The sequence below is a fragment of the Joostella sp. genome (genome assembly GCF_048266025.1).
Lineage (GTDB): Bacteria > Bacteroidota > Bacteroidia > Flavobacteriales > Flavobacteriaceae > Galbibacter > Galbibacter atrarenae.
The window spans coordinates 1,281,229-1,298,800 of the sequence record NZ_JBLXAF010000001.1 but is presented as its reverse complement, the minus strand read 5'-3'; the positions used below and the strand labels follow the sequence as shown (position 1 = coordinate 1,298,800).

Annotated in this window: 20 protein-coding genes; 5 read left to right on the top strand and 15 right to left on the bottom strand. The window is 35.2% G+C overall.

Annotation, left to right across the window (positions count from 1 at the left end):
• Positions 1 to 2: 2 nt before the first annotated feature.
• From rpsQ to rpsL, 14 genes are all read right to left on the bottom strand, one after another.
• On the bottom strand, positions 3 to 260 hold the full coding sequence (rpsQ, locus tag ACN0TY_RS05440) for a 30S ribosomal protein S17 (RefSeq protein WP_008613590.1): 258 nt from the start codon (positions 258 to 260) through the stop codon (positions 3 to 5).
• A gap of 16 nt (positions 261 to 276) precedes the next feature.
• Positions 277 to 468, bottom strand: a complete 192-nt coding sequence (rpmC, locus tag ACN0TY_RS05435; protein ID WP_236958001.1) for a 50S ribosomal protein L29 — start codon at positions 466 to 468, stop codon at positions 277 to 279.
• 15 nt (positions 469 to 483) lie between these two features.
• The gene (rplP, locus tag ACN0TY_RS05430; protein WP_008613592.1) at positions 484 to 903 is read right to left on the bottom strand and encodes a 50S ribosomal protein L16; all 420 of its coding nucleotides are present in this window, start codon (positions 901 to 903) and stop codon (positions 484 to 486) included.
• A 20-nt stretch (positions 904 to 923) separates the two neighbouring features.
• A complete protein-coding gene (gene rpsC / locus ACN0TY_RS05425; RefSeq protein ID WP_236958000.1) occupies positions 924 to 1,649 on the bottom strand; it encodes a 30S ribosomal protein S3 in 726 nt (241 codons plus the stop codon).
• Positions 1,650 to 1,657: 8 nt separating this feature from the next.
• Positions 1,658 to 2,065, bottom strand: a complete 408-nt coding sequence (rplV, locus tag ACN0TY_RS05420) for a 50S ribosomal protein L22 (RefSeq protein ID WP_417443663.1) — start codon at positions 2,063 to 2,065, stop codon at positions 1,658 to 1,660.
• A 9-nt stretch (positions 2,066 to 2,074) separates the two neighbouring features.
• Positions 2,075 to 2,353, bottom strand: a complete 279-nt coding sequence (gene rpsS, locus ACN0TY_RS05415) for a 30S ribosomal protein S19 (protein WP_008613595.1) — start codon at positions 2,351 to 2,353, stop codon at positions 2,075 to 2,077.
• A gap of 11 nt (positions 2,354 to 2,364) precedes the next feature.
• Complete coding sequence (gene rplB / locus ACN0TY_RS05410) at positions 2,365 to 3,189, bottom strand: 50S ribosomal protein L2 (RefSeq protein ID WP_236957998.1); 825 nt, start codon at positions 3,187 to 3,189, stop codon at positions 2,365 to 2,367.
• A gap of 14 nt (positions 3,190 to 3,203) precedes the next feature.
• The gene (rplW, locus tag ACN0TY_RS05405) at positions 3,204 to 3,494 is read right to left on the bottom strand and encodes a 50S ribosomal protein L23 (RefSeq protein WP_236957997.1); all 291 of its coding nucleotides are present in this window, start codon (positions 3,492 to 3,494) and stop codon (positions 3,204 to 3,206) included.
• Positions 3,495 to 3,500: 6 nt separating this feature from the next.
• Positions 3,501 to 4,130 (bottom strand): 50S ribosomal protein L4, encoded by a 630-nt coding sequence (rplD, locus tag ACN0TY_RS05400; RefSeq protein ID WP_417443662.1) that lies wholly within the window; start codon positions 4,128 to 4,130, stop codon positions 3,501 to 3,503.
• Positions 4,130 to 4,747 carry a 50S ribosomal protein L3 gene (gene rplC / locus ACN0TY_RS05395; protein WP_236957995.1) on the bottom strand — a complete coding sequence of 206 codons (618 nt, stop codon included), beginning with the start codon at positions 4,745 to 4,747 and terminating at the stop codon, positions 4,130 to 4,132. The genes rplD and rplC overlap by 1 nt, the downstream gene beginning before the upstream one ends.
• A 190-nt stretch (positions 4,748 to 4,937) precedes the next feature.
• Complete coding sequence (rpsJ, locus tag ACN0TY_RS05390) at positions 4,938 to 5,243, bottom strand: 30S ribosomal protein S10 (RefSeq protein ID WP_008613600.1); 306 nt, start codon at positions 5,241 to 5,243, stop codon at positions 4,938 to 4,940.
• A gap of 11 nt (positions 5,244 to 5,254) precedes the next feature.
• Positions 5,255 to 7,384 carry an elongation factor G gene (fusA, locus tag ACN0TY_RS05385; protein ID WP_236957994.1) on the bottom strand — a complete coding sequence of 710 codons (2,130 nt, stop codon included), beginning with the start codon at positions 7,382 to 7,384 and terminating at the stop codon, positions 5,255 to 5,257.
• Positions 7,385 to 7,396: 12 nt separating this feature from the next.
• A complete protein-coding gene (rpsG, locus tag ACN0TY_RS05380) occupies positions 7,397 to 7,873 on the bottom strand; it encodes a 30S ribosomal protein S7 (RefSeq protein WP_236957993.1) in 477 nt (158 codons plus the stop codon).
• A 23-nt stretch (positions 7,874 to 7,896) separates the two neighbouring features.
• A complete protein-coding gene (gene rpsL / locus ACN0TY_RS05375; RefSeq protein ID WP_143954394.1) occupies positions 7,897 to 8,271 on the bottom strand; it encodes a 30S ribosomal protein S12 in 375 nt (124 codons plus the stop codon).
• Between the two features lie 711 nt (positions 8,272 to 8,982).
• Between rpsL and ACN0TY_RS05370 the strand changes: the two genes are divergently transcribed.
• The 4 genes from ACN0TY_RS05370 to rlmB all read left to right on the top strand — a co-directional run bounded on the left by ACN0TY_RS05370 (position 8,983) and on the right by rlmB (position 15,279).
• On the top strand, positions 8,983 to 12,102 hold the full coding sequence (locus ACN0TY_RS05370; RefSeq protein WP_417443661.1) for a SusC/RagA family TonB-linked outer membrane protein: 3,120 nt from the start codon (positions 8,983 to 8,985) through the stop codon (positions 12,100 to 12,102).
• Between the two features lie 11 nt (positions 12,103 to 12,113).
• Entirely contained in the window at positions 12,114 to 13,607 is a 1,494-nt protein-coding gene (locus ACN0TY_RS05365) for a SusD/RagB family nutrient-binding outer membrane lipoprotein (RefSeq protein ID WP_417443660.1), read from the top strand.
• Positions 13,608 to 13,625: 18 nt separating this feature from the next.
• A complete protein-coding gene (locus ACN0TY_RS05360; RefSeq protein ID WP_417443659.1) occupies positions 13,626 to 14,468 on the top strand; it encodes a hypothetical protein in 843 nt (280 codons plus the stop codon).
• A gap of 76 nt (positions 14,469 to 14,544) precedes the next feature.
• Positions 14,545 to 15,279 (top strand): 23S rRNA (guanosine(2251)-2'-O)-methyltransferase RlmB, encoded by a 735-nt coding sequence (rlmB, locus tag ACN0TY_RS05355; protein WP_417443658.1) that lies wholly within the window; start codon positions 14,545 to 14,547, stop codon positions 15,277 to 15,279.
• Positions 15,280 to 15,450: 171 nt separating this feature from the next.
• Here rlmB and ACN0TY_RS05350 read toward each other — a convergent pair whose 3' ends face one another.
• Entirely contained in the window at positions 15,451 to 16,197 is a 747-nt protein-coding gene (locus ACN0TY_RS05350; RefSeq protein WP_417443657.1) for a rhomboid family intramembrane serine protease, read from the bottom strand.
• Positions 16,198 to 16,293: 96 nt separating this feature from the next.
• On the opposite strand from ACN0TY_RS05350, the gene ACN0TY_RS05345 reads away from it, so the two are divergent.
• Complete coding sequence (locus tag ACN0TY_RS05345) at positions 16,294 to 17,571, top strand: replication-associated recombination protein A (protein WP_417443656.1); 1,278 nt, start codon at positions 16,294 to 16,296, stop codon at positions 17,569 to 17,571.
• Position 17,572: the final 1 nt, after the last annotated feature.

Genomic DNA, 17,572 nt, shown 5'->3' with positions numbered 1-17,572 from the left:
AATTACTTAGCTCTTTCAATGATTTCAACTAATCTCCAACATTTAGTTTTACTTAAAGGTCTTGTTTCCATGATCTTTACTGTATCACCAATATTGCAATCGTCTTTTTCGTCGTGCGCAACATATTTCTTAGTTTTTAACACGAACTTACCGTACATAGGGTGCTTTACTCGTTTTACCTCAGAAACCACAATTGATTTCTGCATTTTGTTACTAGTAACAACTCCTATTCTCTCTTTTCTTAAATTTCTATTTTCCATTTCTAGCAGAATCGAATTATTGTAATTCTCTTTTAGTAAGCTCCGTCGCCACTCTAGCCACCGTTCTTCTAGTATGTCTCAACTGAAGTGGATTTTCCAATGGTGTAATGGCATGAGCTAATTTTAAATCTGCATATTGTTTCTTAACAATACCAAGCTGTTCTTGTAGCTCAGCAGTAGAAAATTCTCTAATTTCTGATTGTTTCATAATCTTCTTAATTAATTAAGCTGAATAATCTCTAGCTACAATAAACTTTGTTTTAACAGGTAGTTTCTGTGCTGCAAGCCTTAAAGCTTCTTTAGCAACATCCATAGGTACACCACCTATTTCAAACATAATTCTACCTGGCTTAACCACAGCTGCCCAATATTCTGGAGCACCTTTTCCTTTACCCATACGCACCTCAAGAGGTTTCTTTGTAATAGGCTTGTCTGGAAATATCTTGATCCATAACTGACCTTCTCTTTTCATAAAACGAGTGGCAGCAACACGAGCAGCTTCAATTTGACGCGCTGTGATAAATGATGAATCCATTGATTTTATACCAAACATACCATTTGAAAGTTCATGCCCTCTTTGAGAAAGACCTTTCATACGGCCTTTCTGCTGCTTACGGTATTTTGTTCTTTTCGGCTGTAACATTTTTCTTTTTCTTTAAAAAATTACTTTCTACGACGAGATTTTCTAGCTCCACCACCGGCATTGTTATTGCCGCCTTTCCCTTGCTTCTTAGACATTCCAACAAGCGGAGAAAGTTCTCTTTTACCATATACCTCGCCTTTCATGATCCACACTTTTATTCCCAATCTACCATAAGTAGTATGAGCTTCATGTAGTGCGTAATCAATGTCAGCTCTAAATGTAGACAAAGGAATTCTACCATCTTTATACGATTCTGAACGAGCCATCTCTGCCCCGTTTAAACGTCCTGAGATTTGAATTTTAATACCTTCAGCATTCATTCTCATTGCAGCGGCAATAGCCATCTTAATAGCACGTCTGTAAGAAATTCTATTCTCAATCTGACGAGCTACACTTGCAGCAACAAGGTTAGCGTCTAATTCAGGTCTCTTAATCTCAAAGATGTTAATTTGAACCTCTTTGTCTGTAATTTTCTTAAGCTCTTCTTTTAACTTGTCTACCTCTTGACCACCCTTACCAATAATGATACCTGGGCGAGCCGTAGTGATAGTAACGGTTACAAGTTTAAGCGTACGCTCAATAATTACTCTAGATACACTAGCTTTAGATAAACGAGCATGGATATACTTTCTGATTTTATCATCTTCAGCAAGTTTATCTCCATAGTCATTACCTCCATACCAGTTGGATTCCCATCCTCTAATGATACCAAGGCGATTTCCGATCGGATTTGTTTTCTGTCCCATACTCTATCTTAACTTTGTGTATTATTTTTAGCTCCAACCACTATTGTAACGTGATTTGAACGTTTTCTTATTCTGTGTGCGCGACCTTGTGGTGCAGGACGTAGTCTTTTCAACATACTTCCGCTATCCACACGAATCTCTTGTACAAATAAATCTGCCTCCTCTAAGCTTGCTTCTTCGTTTTTAGACTGCCAGTTTGCTATTGCAGAAACTAACAACTTCTCTAAACGACGAGATGCTTCTTTTTGGTTAAATTTCAAAATAGCAAGCGCCTTCTCAACTTTCTCCCCTCGAACTAAATCAGCTACTAGCCTCATTTTTCTAGGTGAAGTTGGGCAGTTATTCAACTTTGCAAACGCTAGACTCTTCTTAGCTTCTTTTATTTGCTCTGCTCTTTCTCTTTTACGAACTCCCATGGCTACTTATTATTTTTTTCCTTTATTTTTTGCACCTGCATGACCTCTAAAAGATCTTGTTGGTGAAAATTCTCCTAACTTATGCCCTACCATATTCTCTGTTACATAAACAGGAACAAATTGGCGACCATTATGTACAGCTATTGTCTGACCAACAAAATCTGGAGTAATCATAGATGCTCTAGACCAGGTCTTAATAACTGTCTTCTTACCAGACTCAACATTTTGTTGAACTTTTTTCTCTAAACTATAGTGAACGTAAGGTCCTTTTTTTAGTGAACGTGCCATCTCTTAATACTTTATTTCTTTCTACGTTCTATAATATACTTATTACTCGCTTTAGATTTAGCTCTTGTTCTAAATCCTTTAGCAGGTATTCCGTTTCTTGATCTTGGATGACCTCCAGAAGATTTACCTTCTCCACCTCCCATTGGGTGATCGACAGGGTTCATTACTACTGGTCTTGTTCTAGGTCTTCTTCCTAACCAACGTTTTCTACCCGCTTTACCAGAAACCACTAACTGATGATCTGAATTAGATACAGCTCCGATTGTAGCTAAACAACCTGCTAACACTAATCTTGTTTCACCAGAAGGAAGTTTCACGGTAGCATACTTACCTTCTCTTGCCATTAACTGAGCAAAAGCACCAGCCGAACGAGCCATAACAGCTCCTTGACCAGGACGTAATTCAATACAAGATATAATAGTACCTAATGGAACCTCACTTAAAGGCATTGCATTTCCTATTTCAGGAGCTACTCCAGATCCAGAGACAACAGTTTGACCAACTTGCAAACCATTTTGAGCTATAATATAACTCTTCTCTCCACCTTTATAAGTAATTAATGCAATAAACGCAGTTCTGTTTGGATCGTATTGTATTGATTCTACAGTAGCCTCCACATTAGCTTGAGCTCTTTTAAAATCAATCATACGATATCTCTTCTTATGACCACCACCTAAGTAGCGCATAGTCATTTTTCCTTGACCGTTTCTTCCTCCCGACTTTTTTAACGAAGAGAGCAAGCTCTTCTCCGGCTTGTCAGTAGTAATCGCGTCAAATCCGTTTACTACTCTAAATCGCTGTCCAGGAGTTACTGGTTTTAATTTTCTTACTGACATTTCTTGTCTTTAGCTTATATATTATTATAAAAATCAATAATATCCCCTTCAGCTACCTGAATGATGGCTTTCTTAATTGCATTGGTTTTACCATGCTGAATACCAGTCTTCGTGTAGCGAGTACTTCTTTTAGGACCATAATTCATTGTACGAACTTTTTCAACAGAAACTCCATAAGTTGCTTCAACGGCATCCTTTATTTGTAACTTGTTTGCCTTAGTATCTACAATGAAACCATATCGATTATTCAACTCGCTATCAGCAGTTGCTTTTTCGGTAATAATAGGTTTTATTAATACACTCATTGTTTCTTATTTACTTAAATTCGACTCAATTCCTTCAATAGACCCCTCTAAAAGCACTACACTTGTTGCATTAACAATTTTGTAAGTACTTAATTCTGAGCTAGTTACAACTTCAGAAGTCTTTAAATTGCGTGACGACAAATATACATTATTATTTGAATCACCCAAGACAAAGAGGGATTTTTTATTTTCTAACCCTAAAGCTTTCAAAACATTAGTGAAATTTTTTGTTTTTGGAGCTTCAAAATTGAAGTCTTCTAAAACAATAATTGATTTCTCTTCTGCTTTAATTGTTAACGCAGATCTTCTTGCAAGACGCTTTACGTTTTTGTTAAGCTTTTGAGTATAATCTTTCGGTCTAGGACCAAAAATTCTACCTCCTCCTCTAAAAACAGGAGATTTAATACTACCTGCTCTCGCAGTACCAGTACCTTTTTGCTTCTTTATCTTACGTGTACTACCAGAGATCTCTGCTCTTTCTTTAGCTTTATGCGTACCTTGACGTTGATTCGCCAAATACTGCTTAACATCTAAATAAACAGCATGAGTACTAGGCTCTACACCAAAAACTGATTTTGAAAGGCTTACCTTTCTTCCAGTTTCTTTTCCGTTGATATCTAAAACTGCTACTTCCATTACTTCTGAACGATTACATAAGCATTCTTGTGCCCAGGAACACATCCTTTAACTACTAAAAGATTTTTCTCCGGAACTACTTTCAACACTCTTAAGTTTTGTACTGTTACTTTTTCTGCTCCCATTTGTCCAGCCATACGCATACCTTTAAATACACGTGCAGGATAAGATGCAGCACCAATAGAACCTGGCGCTCTTAAACGGTTATGTTGACCGTGAGTAGACTGACCTACACCGGCAAAACCATGACGCTTAACAACCCCTTGGAATCCTTTACCTTTTGATGTTCCTGAAACATCTATAAATTCACCTTCTACAAATTGTTCTACTGTAACAGCATCACCTAATTTGTACTCTCCTTTAAAATCTTGGAATTCAACGACTTTCTTTTTAGGAGATCCACCTGCTTTCTTAGCATGACCTAATTCGGCCTTGTTAGCATGTTTTTCTGCCTTGTCATCGAAACCAAGCTGAAGAGCTTCATACCCGTCAACCTCAGTGGTTCTGACTTGGGTAACCACGCATGGTCCAGCTTCGATTACTGTACATGGGATGTTTTTCCCATTCTCGTCGAAGATGCTGGTCATGCCAATCTTTTTTCCTATTAACCCAGACATTCTAATTTAATTTACGATGTACAATTTGTAACTATTACAAACCTTCCATCTAATTGTTATTAATACTATTTATTTAAAAAACTTCAGGGCTGAAAAAACACTTCCAACCCTGAATGTATTTTTCCGTTTTTCCTTCGCATAAAGCTCAGGACATGTTACCCATTATAAATCTACAACAGGTTCAAGGAAATTAAACCTTGATCTCTACTTCTACTCCACTTGGTAATTCCAGTTTCATCAAAGCATCAATTGTTTTTGATGAAGAACTGTAAATATCAAGAAGTCTTTTGTAAGAACTCAATTGAAATTGCTCTCTAGACTTTTTGTTTACGTGTGGAGAACGAAGAACAGTAAATATTTTTTTATGAGTTGGTAACGGAATTGGTCCAGTTACTACAGCTCCAGTTGTTTTTACTGTCTTTACGATTTTCTCAGCAGATTTATCTACTAAATTATAATCGTATGATTTAAGTTTTATTCTAATTTTTTGACTCATTTTCTTAAGATTTAAGCTTCAACTCCTTTTGCTTCTTTTATCACCGCTTCAGATATATTTGAAGGTGTTTCAGCATAATGTGAAAATTCCATAGTAGAAGTTGCTCTACCAGAGGACAATGTACGCAATGATGTAACATAACCAAACATTTCTGATAATGGTACAGTTGCTTTTATCACTTTAGAACCAGCCCTGTCACTCATATTAGTAACTTGACCACGGCGACGGTTAAGGTCACCTACTATATCCCCCATGTACTCTTCTGGAGTTAATGCTTCTAATTTCATGATAGGCTCCATAATTACAGCTTTTGCAGCTTTAGCAGCAGCTTTGAATCCCATTTTTGCAGCCAACTCGAAAGAAAGCTGATCAGAATCCACATCATGATAAGAACCATCTGTTAAAGTAACTTTCATAGCATCTACTTCATAACCCGCTAAAGGACCATTTTTCATTGCTTCTTTGAAACCTTTTTCAATAGATGGAATAAATTCTTTAGGAACGTTACCACCTTTAATTGTAGAGATAAACTCAAGACCTAATTTACCTTCTTCAGCAGGCTCAAGAGTAAATACGATATCCGCAAATTTACCACGTCCACCAGATTGTTTCTTATAAACTTCTCTATGGTTAGCGCTTTGCGTAACAGACTCTTTGTACTCTACTTGTGGTTGACCTTGGTTAACTTCCACCTTAAACTCACGCTTAAGACGATCTACAATAATATCTAAGTGAAGCTCACCCATTCCAGAAATAATTGTTTGACCTGAAGCCTCATCAGTTCTAGCTGTAAAAGTAGGATCCTCTTCAGCTAATTTAGCTAAAGCCATACCCATTTTATCAACATCTGCTTTTGTTTTAGGCTCCACAGCAATACCAATTACTGGATCTGGGAAATCCATACTCTCAAGAACGATTGGAGATTTTTCAGCTGATAACGTATCACCAGTCTTAATATCTTTAAATCCAACAGCCGCTCCAATATCTCCAGCCTCTATATACTCAATTGCATTTTGTTTATTAGAATGCATTTGATAGATACGAGAAATTCTTTCTTTTTTACCTGATCTATTGTTCAATACATAAGATCCAGCATCTAATCTTCCTGAATATGCACGGAAAAATGCTAAACGACCTACGAAAGGATCTGTAGCAATTTTAAATGCTAAAGCAGAAAAAGGCGCATCTACATCTGGCTTACGACGCTCCTCCAATCCTGTATCAGGATTAGTACCTACAACACCATCTTTATCAATTGGAGAAGGTAAGTAACGACATACAGCATCTAATAAGAACTGAACACCTTTATTTTTGAATGAAGAACCACAAATCATAGGAATGATTGCTCTATCCATAACCGCTGCTCTAAGAGCCGCATGCACTTCTTCTTCAGTAATAGAATTCTCATCTTCGAAGAATTTTTCAAGTAGATTTTCATCATACTCAGCAACTTCTTCTATAAGTTTCGCACGATACTCACGAACTTCATCCTTCATTTCTTCAGGAATATCTACTACATCAAAAGTAGAACCAAAGTTATCTTCGTGCCATTCGATTGCTCTATTCTTAACTAAATCAACGATACCTCTAAAGTCAGCCTCATCACCAATAGGTAATACAATTGGAACTGCATTAGAACCTAACATCTCTTTAACTTGGTTTGAAACAGCTAAGAAGTTAGACCCTTGACGGTCCATCTTATTAACAAAACCAATTCTTGGAACTCCGTAATTATCAGCTAATCTCCAGTTAGTTTCAGACTGAGGCTCAACACCATCAACTGCACTAAATAAGAATACCAAACCATCAAGAACACGTAAAGAACGATTTACCTCTACAGTAAAATCAACGTGTCCAGGAGTATCAATAATATTAAAGTGATATCCTTTAGTATCTGGAGTTGGTTCTGCATTTTCCATAGGAAACTGCCATGTACAAGTTGTAGCTGCAGAAGTAATTGTAATACCTCTTTCTTGCTCTTGCTCCATCCAGTCCATAGTAGCAGCACCATCATGTACTTCTCCTATTTTATGAGAAACTCCTGTGTAAAAAAGGATACGCTCAGTTGTTGTTGTTTTACCAGCATCAATATGAGCCGCAATTCCTATATTTCTTGTATATTTTAAATCTCTTTGTGCCATTTTATTTTTTTACTAAAATCTAAAGTGAGAGAATGCTTTATTTGCTTCAGCCATTTTATGAGTATCAACTCTTTTCTTAACAGCTGCACCTTCTTCTTTAGCAGCAGCAAGAACTTCGCCAGCTAATTTCTGAGCCATTGATTTTTCATTTCTCTTACGAGAATAACTAATCAACCACTTCATAGCCATAGATACTTTTCTATCTGGTCTAATTTGCATAGGAATTTGGAAAGTAGCTCCACCTACACGACGGCTTCTCACCTCTACGTGTGGCATAACATTAGATAATGCATCCTTCCATAACTCTAAACCAGTTTTTTCATCGTCTTGTTTCTTCTCTTCTACGATATCAATCGCATCGTAAAATACTTTAAACGCTACGGACTTCTTACCATCCCACATCATCATGTTAACGAAACGCGTCACTAACTGATCATTAAATCTTGGATCTGGTAAAAGAGGTCTCTTTTTAGCCTGTCTTTTTCTCATTTCTTCTTGTTGTAAGTGTTAATTTACTTTTTAGGGCGTTTTGCTCCGTATTTTGATCTACGTTGCGTTCTTCCTTGAACTCCAGCAGTATCTAAAGCACCACGAACAATGTGATACCTAACTCCTGGTAAGTCTTTTACCCTTCCGCCTCTTACTAATACTATCGAGTGCTCTTGCAAATTGTGACCTTCTCCAGGGATGTAAGCATTTACTTCTTTTCCGTTCGTAAGACGAACCCTTGCTACTTTACGCATAGCAGAGTTAGGCTTCTTAGGCGTCGTAGTATAAACACGCGTACAAACCCCTCTTCTTTGAGGACACGAATCTAAAGCAGCCGATTTACTCTTCTTAGTAATTGTGGCTCTTCCTTTTCGTACTAATTGTGAAATTGTTGGCATAATCTACTAAACAATAATTATGTTTTATTAATTAAAATTTCCTTTTAAATCTTTGAAATTCAGCTCATAAATAAGCAGACCTCTCGTTTAAAAGGGTGGCAAAGGTAAGAATTAATATTAATTAATCAAATCATAATCAATTAATTTTCAATAAAATTACCTCTAAATCACTAAGATAGGATTTTGAAGATCTCGAAAAGAACGAGAAAACAATAATTAGTATTCATTTTAAAAATAACCGACACTACGAACAATATCATTAAAATGGTTATAAAATTTTCAATCTTACAACGAAAACTACAAAACTATTAAACATTGAAAACAGAAAATAACACCATACGTGTATCAAATCCAAAAATCATACAAACACATGTAAAAAAACTACAAAGGCAATGTATATAAATTGAAAAAATTAATCGCTAGAAAAAATCCAAAGACTTCACAATTAAAAACAGCTACCTACCTACTACAACTCTAACAAGTTAAGCTAACATAAAACTAGACCAAAACTCATAAAATTATTGAATTCTTATAAAAGCAGATATTAAGTACATTAAAATTAATGTATTCGCACCTACATTAACCCTACAATATTAAATATGTAAAAATCTACATATATTTATGATTTTACTCAAACTTTAAGCAAGAAAAGTTGCAAATTTAACATGAATTTATCATTTTCGCGTCAGCTAATTCAAATAAATGTATAAAATGAGAACAAAGTTTAGTGGATTTTTGACGCTGATTCTAGCGTTAATTGTGCAGATTACTTTTGCACAAGAAAAGACCGTAACAGGTGTGATTACTGACCAAGATGGTCTACCGCTACCTGGTGCGAGTGTCGTAGTAAAAGGGACCAGTAATGGTACTCAAACAGATTTTGATGGTAATTATTCCATCAAAGCCAATACAGGAGATATTTTAACATTTTCTTTTGTAGGGCAAAAAACAGAAGAACGTACTGTAGGCGCTTCTAATTCAATTAATCTTTCATTACAACAAGATGCACAAGCATTAGATGAAGTTGTTGTTACAGCTTTAGGTATTGAAAGAAAACCAAGAGAACTATCTTACTCAGTACAAGAAGTTGATGGTGATGCTGTAAACAAGACAAAAGCAGTTAATGCTGCTACAGTTATGGTTGGTAAAGTATCTGGACTTCAAGTTAATACTACAGGGAATGGAGTAAATCCTAACACCCGAGTAGTATTGAGGGGAAATAGATCTCTGTTAGGAAATAATCAAGCACTAATTGTTGTTGATGGATACCCTTCAAACCGAAATGCGTTAGATAGAATTAACCCTAGCGACATAGAAGACATTAGCGTACTTAAAGGAGCAAACTCTTCTGCTCTTTATGGATCGGATGCTGCTAATGGAGTTATCTTAATCACTACCAAAAAGGGTAAAGGTAAATTAAATGTAACCTACAATACATCTTATCAAGCAGAAAGCGTTGCCTACATGCCAGAAGTTCAAGATGAGTTTGGAGCTGGTGGATTTCCTGATGGAACATTATATCCATTGGAAAATGTAAACTGGGGACCTAGATTTGATGGTCAGTTAGTAGATGCTAGTGAGACGTATCCTGATGGAAGTGTATGGCAAGTTCCATATTCTCCAATAAAAGATAATCATAAAAGTTTTTTCAACACAGGTTCAACTATACGTCATGGTATCACAATTAATGGAGGTGATGACACTAGTGACTTTCTTTTCTCAATCGATCAAACTAACGTTACTGGTGTTGTTCCAAAAGATCAATACAACAGAACTAACGTTCGATTAAAAGCTAGCAGACAGTTCAACAAGTTTGAGGTAGGAGGAAATTTTTCTTTCTTTAGAGATCACTCTAATGTTGTTTCTCCTGAAGCTGGAAGACAAGGACGTCCAGTATATTGGAATGTTTTGAATACTCCTTTACATATCCCTATTACAGAAATGAAAAATTGGAGAACTGGAGAATTCACTAGAAATGAAGTATCATACTATCGTTTTTACGAAAACCCATATTTTATAGTTGACACTCAAAGAGAGAAAAGAGATTATCAAGAATTCAATCTTATTGCTCATATGAAGTATTCATTTACTGATTGGTTGAGCTTAAACTGGAGAGGTGGTTACACTGGTGGAGCAAGAACTAGAAAAAGAGAATTAGGTGAATTTAAATACGCTTTTACCTTAGACGATGCATACTCTAACATGGACCCATACGGTGCGAGTGTGGAAGATGAATCTGAGATTACTTCGAGATTTAATAGTGATGTTATCATGAATATCACTAAAGATTTAGGGGAGCATTTCTCAATCAATGCTAACATAGGTCAAAACGTAAGACTTACTACTTCCAAACAAATCAATGTTGAAGGACAAAATTTAATTATTCCTGATTTCTATAATGTATCAACAAGAACTGGAGATTTAACAGGTGGTGAATACACAGAATTATATAGAAAGCTTGGTGTATATGGAGATTTAACTATTGGATACAATGATTTTATCTTCTTGAATGGTACAGCAAGAAATGATTGGTCTTCAGCACTTCCAGAGGGAAGTAGGTCTTATTTCTATCCAGGTGGAGGTATCTCTTTTATTGCAAGTGAAGCATTTCCTGGAATCAAGGGAGATAAAGGGATCAGTTATTTAAAGGCTAGTTTTAATATCACACAGACTGGTAATGACCCAGGACCTTACGTTACAAACCAAGTATTTTATGCTCCTAATGACAATAGTGCTGGTTACAATGGAGAAAGCTATAGTTTTCCATATACAGGTGCTGTAGGTTTAGCACAATCATACAGAGAATCTGCTCCTGATTTAAATCCTGAATTTACAACAGCAATGGAAGTTGGTTTAGAATTCGGTATGTTTGGCAGTAGATTAAGTGGAAACTTCACTTTATATCAAACTAATACTACCGACCAAATTGTACCAATTAACATTGCCCCTAGCTCAGGAGCAACAAGTATTTGGACAAACATTGGAGAAATTCAAAATCAAGGTGTTGAGGTTGACCTAAATGGTAAAATAATACAATCAGAAAGCTTTGCTTGGGATTTAGGAATAAACTATACAGGTTATAGATCTGAAGTACTAGAATTATCTGACGGAGTTGACATGGTAGATCTTGGTGGTTATGCTAGCGCACAAGTAGTTGCAGAGGTTGGAAAACCTTATCCTCAATTAAGAACTACGGCATACGAAAGAGATGAACAAGGAAGAGTTATTGTTGGAGCTAACGGAGATCCTCTTCAAAGCAGTGAGTTAGTAACTCAAGGAAAAACTACTCCTGACTATATTTTAGGATTAAACACTAATATTAGATTTAAAAACTTTAGTTTATATGCAGTTGCGGATTATAGAACAGGACATGTATTCTATAACAATATTGTTGACGCACTAGAGTTTACAGGATTTACTCAACACAGTGTTACTTCTGGTAGACAACCATTTGTATTCCCTAATTCATCATATTCAGATGGAAATGGAGGATATGTTGAAAATACAAATCGTTTAACTACAGGTGGAGGAAACGCTTTCTGGGATGCATATAATGAAGTAAAAGAAAACTACGTTACTGATGCTACAACATTAAAGATAAGAGAGATTTCTTTAACATACGATTTCAACAAAGACTTAATGGATAAAATAGGTATGGAAAATTTATCTATTGGTTTGTTTGGAAGAAATTTATTTACTTTCAGACCAAAAGATAACGTATACACAGATCCTGAATTTAATTTCACAACAGGGAATGCAATTGGTGTTGGTAATCAAGCACAAACACCTCCTACTAGACAGTACGGTATTACCTTAAGTGCTAAATTTTAATAAAAAAACTCATGAAAGCAAAAAATATATTTAAATCAACATTTATACTTTTAGCCACAGCGTTAGTAAGTGTAAGTTGTGATGATTATTTAGATGTCAACGATAATCCTAACAACCCTTCTATATCAACACCAAGTATTACGCTTCCAGTTGCTCAACAGGGATTAGCTCAAATAAATGGTACGACAATGACATACGCTGGGAACTACTTGGTGTACAACTGGGCAACACCTTCAAACTGGTCTGCTAACCAAGATTATTTCAGATATAACATTACTACCACTTTTCTTTCTAACATATTTGAAGATTCTTATGCTTCTATATTTAAGAACTTAACTTATGTTGAGAATTATGAAGATGCTTCTGGTGCTGTTGATTATACTGCATATAAAGTTATTTCGACTACAATGAAAGCATATCAGTACCAATATGTTGTAGATCTTTATGGTGACGTTCCTTATTCTGAAGCCAACTTAAGAGCAGAGAATCAAACTCCAGCCTATGATGATGCTGAAACAATTTATAAAGATTTAATTGACAAATTAACTCAAGCTGCTACACAATCTCAAAATCTTCCGGATAACGCTGAAGATCCAGGAAGTCAAGATATTTTCTTTGGAGGAGATATGCAAAGTTGGGGAAAGTTTGCTAATTCAATTAAGCTACGTATGCTAGTTAGATTAAGCAATACAGGACAAGATCAATATATTAAAGATCAAATAGCTTTAATAAATCAAAATGGTTTAGGATATATTGATTCTAATGTTACCGTTAATCCTGGTTATTCAGATGCTTTAGAAAAGCAAAGTCCATTTTACGGATATTTCTTTCAACCTTCAACTGGTGTTCAACAGGATAGAAATGACTATACAGTTGCTACTGATTATGTTATTAATTATTTAAACAATACATCTGATCCAAGGTTAGAGAGTTTATTTAAGCCTGCTCAAAATGGCGGTGCATACAAAGGAGCTCCTCAGTCAAGCTCATTGCCTGGTACAGGATTTACAAACAATGATTTATCTAAAGTAGGGCCTGCTCTTTTACAAAGTTCGGAACAGGATCAAATCATTATGTTACTTTCTGAGAGCTTATTCACACAAGCTGAAGCTGTTCAAAGAGGTTACCTAAGTGGAGATGCGCAAGCTTTATATGAAGAAGCTATTGAAGAGTCATTTGTTTATTTAGAAGTTGAAGACGCTATCACTGAAGCACAAACTTATTATAGCCAAGCAACTCCAAACATATCATGGGCTGCATCTACTAACAAAGTAGAAGCTATAATTACTCAGAAATGGCTAGCTCTTATTGGCACTTCTACAATTGAATCATGGATTGAATTAACAAGAACAGGATATCCTTCTAACGTACCTGTACCAGCAGAGTCTGGAGGAACAAGACCTGTTAGATTGCTATACCCAGCTTCTGAAGTTTCAAGAAACAGTGCAAATGTTCCTAAGCAAACAAAACAAGATGCCTTTACCCAGAATCCTTTTTGGAAATAAAATATTATAAGTATAGTTATGAAAAAAATAGCATTAAATATAAAAATAATTATGGCTGTTCTGGTAAGTAGTCTTACCCTAAGTTCATGCCTCTTAGATGACGATGTAACAGACTTTGGTGCAACACCAGTCCTTGCACAGTTTGAAAGTCAGTCTATAACAGCTAACTTTATACAAACTCCTGAAAACCCTGTATACAGCTACGATATCCCAGTTGTTATAATAGGGGGTGAAAATCAACCTATTGGCGAGGATGTCGAAGTAGTTATAAGTGCTGATCCAAGCTCTACAGCTGTTGAAGGGGTAGATTATAATTTCAATGGAGAAACCACTGTTACGATACCAGCTGGAGAAATGTCAACTAATATAACAATTGATATTATCTCTGAACCAGCAGATCCATTTGATCCTAAGACATTAGTTCTGAAAATAGACTCAGCATCTAAAACTATATCAGAAGATGATAAAATTGATGTTAAGTTACAAGCAGTTTGTGAACTTGATTTATCAAGCTTTGTAGGTTCGTATACAGCAACAGAAGGAAGTTCAACATACACCTCTGAAGTTACAATGGGACCTGAAGCAAATTCACTTAACGTAACAGGTTTATATGGTAAGGACGGAAATACAATTATCAAATTGAGTTCTGATCCTACAGACCCAACAATCACATATTTAAGTCAAGAGTATGATTCAGCACTTTATGTGCATTCAAGCTACGGAAATGTATGGGCAACAACATCTAGTCCTGAATTGTCTAGCTATAATTCTTGTGACAATTCTATGGTATTAGAATTTAAAAGATGTGTAAGTATTGGATGTTTTGGTGGAACTGTAAAAGTTAGCCTTGTTAAAAACTAACTAACCACACCATAAATCTTATTTTTATAAAGAACCACCTCATTTTGAGGTGGTTTTTTTATGTACCTTTGTCACCATGGAAAACAACTACCAGATATTTGGAATTCGTTCTATTATTGAGGCGATACAAGCAGGAAAAACGATAGATAAAGTATTTATCCAAAAAGGATTATCAGGAAGCTTATTCAAAGAACTAGATACCTTATTGAGAAAGGAGCAAATAAACACATCTTATGTTCCTGTTGAAAAACTTAATAGACTTACAAAAAATAATCACCAGGGAGTTGTTGCAAATATTTCTCCTATTGAATTCCATGAAATTGAAACACTTATTTCTAACTCCTTAGAGTCTGATACTACTCCCCTTTTTCTATTATTAGACCAACTTTCTGATGTAAGAAATTTCGGAGCAATAATTAGAACTGCAGAATGTACTGGTGTAAGCGGAATAATTATTCAGAAAAAAGGAGCTGCTCCTGTTACTGCAGATACTGTAAAAACTTCAGCTGGAGCTGCCTTTAAAGTACCCATTTGCAAAGTGGATCATATAAAAGATGCTGTTTTTCATATGCAGGCCTCAGGAATTCAAGTGGTCGCTGCTACAGAAAAAACCGATAATACTGTTTATGATGCAGATTTTAGTGGTCCAACAGCTATAATTATGGGATCTGAAGATGTAGGAATCTCACCTTCTATCTTAAAAATAGTAGATCAAAAAGCAAAACTTCCCCTTTTAGGTGAAATACAGTCGCTTAATGTTTCTGTTGCTTGTGGTGCTTTTTTATATGAAGCTGTAAGACAACGTCTGTAATTACAGCCTTCACTATAATTTTAAATCATTATGGATTATTTGCAGCACTATTTTTATATAAATTAGTAGCTCACTAAATAATACATTTTTTATGCATGCTAATCGAAGAATATTGATAATTAGCAAGAAACTTTATGCTTTAAATGCTAACTTGTAATATTTCTGAAATAATCAATTTATAGATTTATCATTTTCCACATAATGATATTTTATTTCAATGGAAGGAACTCCATCATCTATAGGAAGATCGTCTTCTAACTGTTCTATAAAATTACCATCAGCATCAAAATGTTTTAAAAATTGGTCTTCATCTTCGTTATAATCATCACGCTCCCAATCATATTTTTCTTTCCTTAAAACTTCACTCTTAAATATAATCGCAAGGAAAAGACCTACAAGAAAACCCGATAAATGTCCTTCCCAAGAAATCTTATTTTCAACAGGGAAAATAAACCAAAACATACTCCCATAAACAAAGACGGTTACTAAAGAAAGTGCTATTAATCTACGATTTTTAGCAAAAATACCCTTAAAAAATATAAAACTGACTAGTACATAAATAAGTCCACTTGCTCCAATATGATATGCAGGCCTACCTATTAACCAAGTAAAGAATCCACTTAACAAAACTCCTAACAGCAACACCTTCCAACTTATTTTATTATAAAAATAAAAAAGGGCTGAACTCAAAATCATTAATGGTAATGTGTTACTATAGAGATGTTCTACAGAACTATGAATAAAAGGACTTAAAACAACACCTCTTAATCCACTTAATGTTCTAGGATACACTCCATAATGTGTAAAATCAAATCCAAAAGTAAGCTCAAACCAATATACAGTCCATATGGTTAACCCAAAAAACAAAGGATAAATAAGCATCCAAAGGGAAAAATCAAGCGACTCATCTTTTCTCATAAGACTAAACTAACAAATATAGCTCCAATTTCAATTTACTGATAATTTGTCAGAAATGCATCAAACTACTTACGATGAAAATTGTAATTTTGAATTATGAATGAACCGTTAGCAGAAAGAATACGTCCGAAAAATTTAGAACAATACATCAGTCAAAAACATTTAATTGGTGATGATGGCTCTCTGACTGAACAGATTAAAAGAGGAACTATTCCCTCATTAATCTTATGGGGTCCTCCTGGAACTGGAAAGACTACATTGGCTAACATTATTGCCAATGAGAGTAAGCGTCCATTCTATGTTCTTAGCGCCATAAATAGTGGTGTGAAAGATATCCGCGAGGTTATCGAAAAAGCAAAACAAAGTGGTGGTCTATTCACAGCAAAAAACCCTATTTTATTTATTGATGAAATTCATAGATTCAGCAAATCTCAGCAAGATTCACTTCTTGCCGCTGTAGAAAAAGGATGGATAACATTGGTTGGGGCTACAACTGAAAACCCAAGTTTTGAGGTTATCCCTGCACTACTTTCTAGATGCCAAGTTTATGTATTGAATCCCTTTGACAAAGAGGACTTAGAGTCGCTATTAAAAAGAGCTTTAGTTGAAGATACTTACCTTTCTAAAAAAGACATCGAATTAAAAGAAACGGAAGCATTGCTAAGATTATCTGGTGGTGATGGAAGAAAATTATTAAATATTTTTGAGCTTGTAATTAATTCTGAAGCGACTGAAAAAGTAACCATTACTAATGATTTAGTAATGAAAAAAGTTCAGAAAAATACAATTCTCTATGACAAAACAGGGGAACAACATTATGATATCATCTCGGCATTTATAAAATCTATACGAGGCAGCGATCCTAATGGAGCAGTTTATTGGTTAGCTAGAATGATAGAAGGCGGTGAAGATGTTAAGTTTATAGCAAGGAGAATGCTTATTTCTGCATCCGAAGATATTGGTAACGCAAATCCAACAGCGCTAGTTATCGCGAATAATACCTTTCAATCCGTTACAACAATCGGATATCCAGAGGCTCGAATCGTATTAAGTCAATGCGCAATTTATTTAGCAACATCGGCAAAAAGCAATGCCTCTTATGAAGCAATAAATAAAGCGATTACAGCAGTAAAACAAACAGGGAATTTAACAGTTCCAATCCATCTAAGAAATGCTCCAACAAAATTAATGAAAGAACTTGGCTATGGAGAGGATTATAAATATTCGCATGCATATCAGAATAATTTTGCTCCACAAGAATATCTCCCTACGGAATTAGAAAATACTACTTTCTATAATCCAGGAAATAATCAACGAGAAAATGCTTTACGTGACTTTTTAAAAAATAGATGGCAAAATAAATATCAATATTAAA

Excerpts from the sequence above, each read along its gene's own strand:
- rpsQ (WP_008613590.1), bottom strand. The coding sequence starts at position 260 with ATGGAAAATAGAAATTTAAGAAAAGAGAGAATAGGAGTTGTTACTAGT.
- rpmC (WP_236958001.1), bottom strand. The coding sequence starts at position 468 with ATGAAACAATCAGAAATTAGAGAATTTTCTACTGCTGAGCTACAAGAA.
- rplP (WP_008613592.1), bottom strand. The coding sequence starts at position 903 with ATGTTACAGCCGAAAAGAACAAAATACCGTAAGCAGCAGAAAGGCCGT.
- rpsC (WP_236958000.1), bottom strand. The coding sequence starts at position 1,649 with ATGGGACAGAAAACAAATCCGATCGGAAATCGCCTTGGTATCATTAGA.
- rplV (WP_417443663.1), bottom strand. The coding sequence starts at position 2,065 with ATGGGAGTTCGTAAAAGAGAAAGAGCAGAGCAAATAAAAGAAGCTAAG.
- rpsS (WP_008613595.1), bottom strand. The coding sequence starts at position 2,353 with ATGGCACGTTCACTAAAAAAAGGACCTTACGTTCACTATAGTTTAGAG.
- rplB (WP_236957998.1), bottom strand. The coding sequence starts at position 3,189 with ATGTCAGTAAGAAAATTAAAACCAGTAACTCCTGGACAGCGATTTAGA.
- rplW (WP_236957997.1), bottom strand. The coding sequence starts at position 3,494 with ATGAGTGTATTAATAAAACCTATTATTACCGAAAAAGCAACTGCTGAT.
- rplD (WP_417443662.1), bottom strand. The coding sequence starts at position 4,130 with ATGGAAGTAGCAGTTTTAGATATCAACGGAAAAGAAACTGGAAGAAAG.
- rplC (WP_236957995.1), bottom strand. The coding sequence starts at position 4,747 with ATGTCTGGGTTAATAGGAAAAAAGATTGGCATGACCAGCATCTTCGAC.
- rpsJ (WP_008613600.1), bottom strand. The coding sequence starts at position 5,243 with ATGAGTCAAAAAATTAGAATAAAACTTAAATCATACGATTATAATTTA.
- fusA (WP_236957994.1), bottom strand. The coding sequence starts at position 7,384 with ATGGCACAAAGAGATTTAAAATATACAAGAAATATAGGAATTGCGGCT.
- rpsG (WP_236957993.1), bottom strand. The coding sequence starts at position 7,873 with ATGAGAAAAAGACAGGCTAAAAAGAGACCTCTTTTACCAGATCCAAGA.
- rpsL (WP_143954394.1), bottom strand. The coding sequence starts at position 8,271 with ATGCCAACAATTTCACAATTAGTACGAAAAGGAAGAGCCACAATTACT.
- ACN0TY_RS05370 (WP_417443661.1), top strand. The coding sequence starts at position 8,983 with ATGAGAACAAAGTTTAGTGGATTTTTGACGCTGATTCTAGCGTTAATT.
- ACN0TY_RS05365 (WP_417443660.1), top strand. The coding sequence starts at position 12,114 with ATGAAAGCAAAAAATATATTTAAATCAACATTTATACTTTTAGCCACA.
- ACN0TY_RS05360 (WP_417443659.1), top strand. The coding sequence starts at position 13,626 with ATGAAAAAAATAGCATTAAATATAAAAATAATTATGGCTGTTCTGGTA.
- rlmB (WP_417443658.1), top strand. The coding sequence starts at position 14,545 with ATGGAAAACAACTACCAGATATTTGGAATTCGTTCTATTATTGAGGCG.
- ACN0TY_RS05350 (WP_417443657.1), bottom strand. The coding sequence starts at position 16,197 with ATGAGAAAAGATGAGTCGCTTGATTTTTCCCTTTGGATGCTTATTTAT.
- ACN0TY_RS05345 (WP_417443656.1), top strand. The coding sequence starts at position 16,294 with ATGAATGAACCGTTAGCAGAAAGAATACGTCCGAAAAATTTAGAACAA.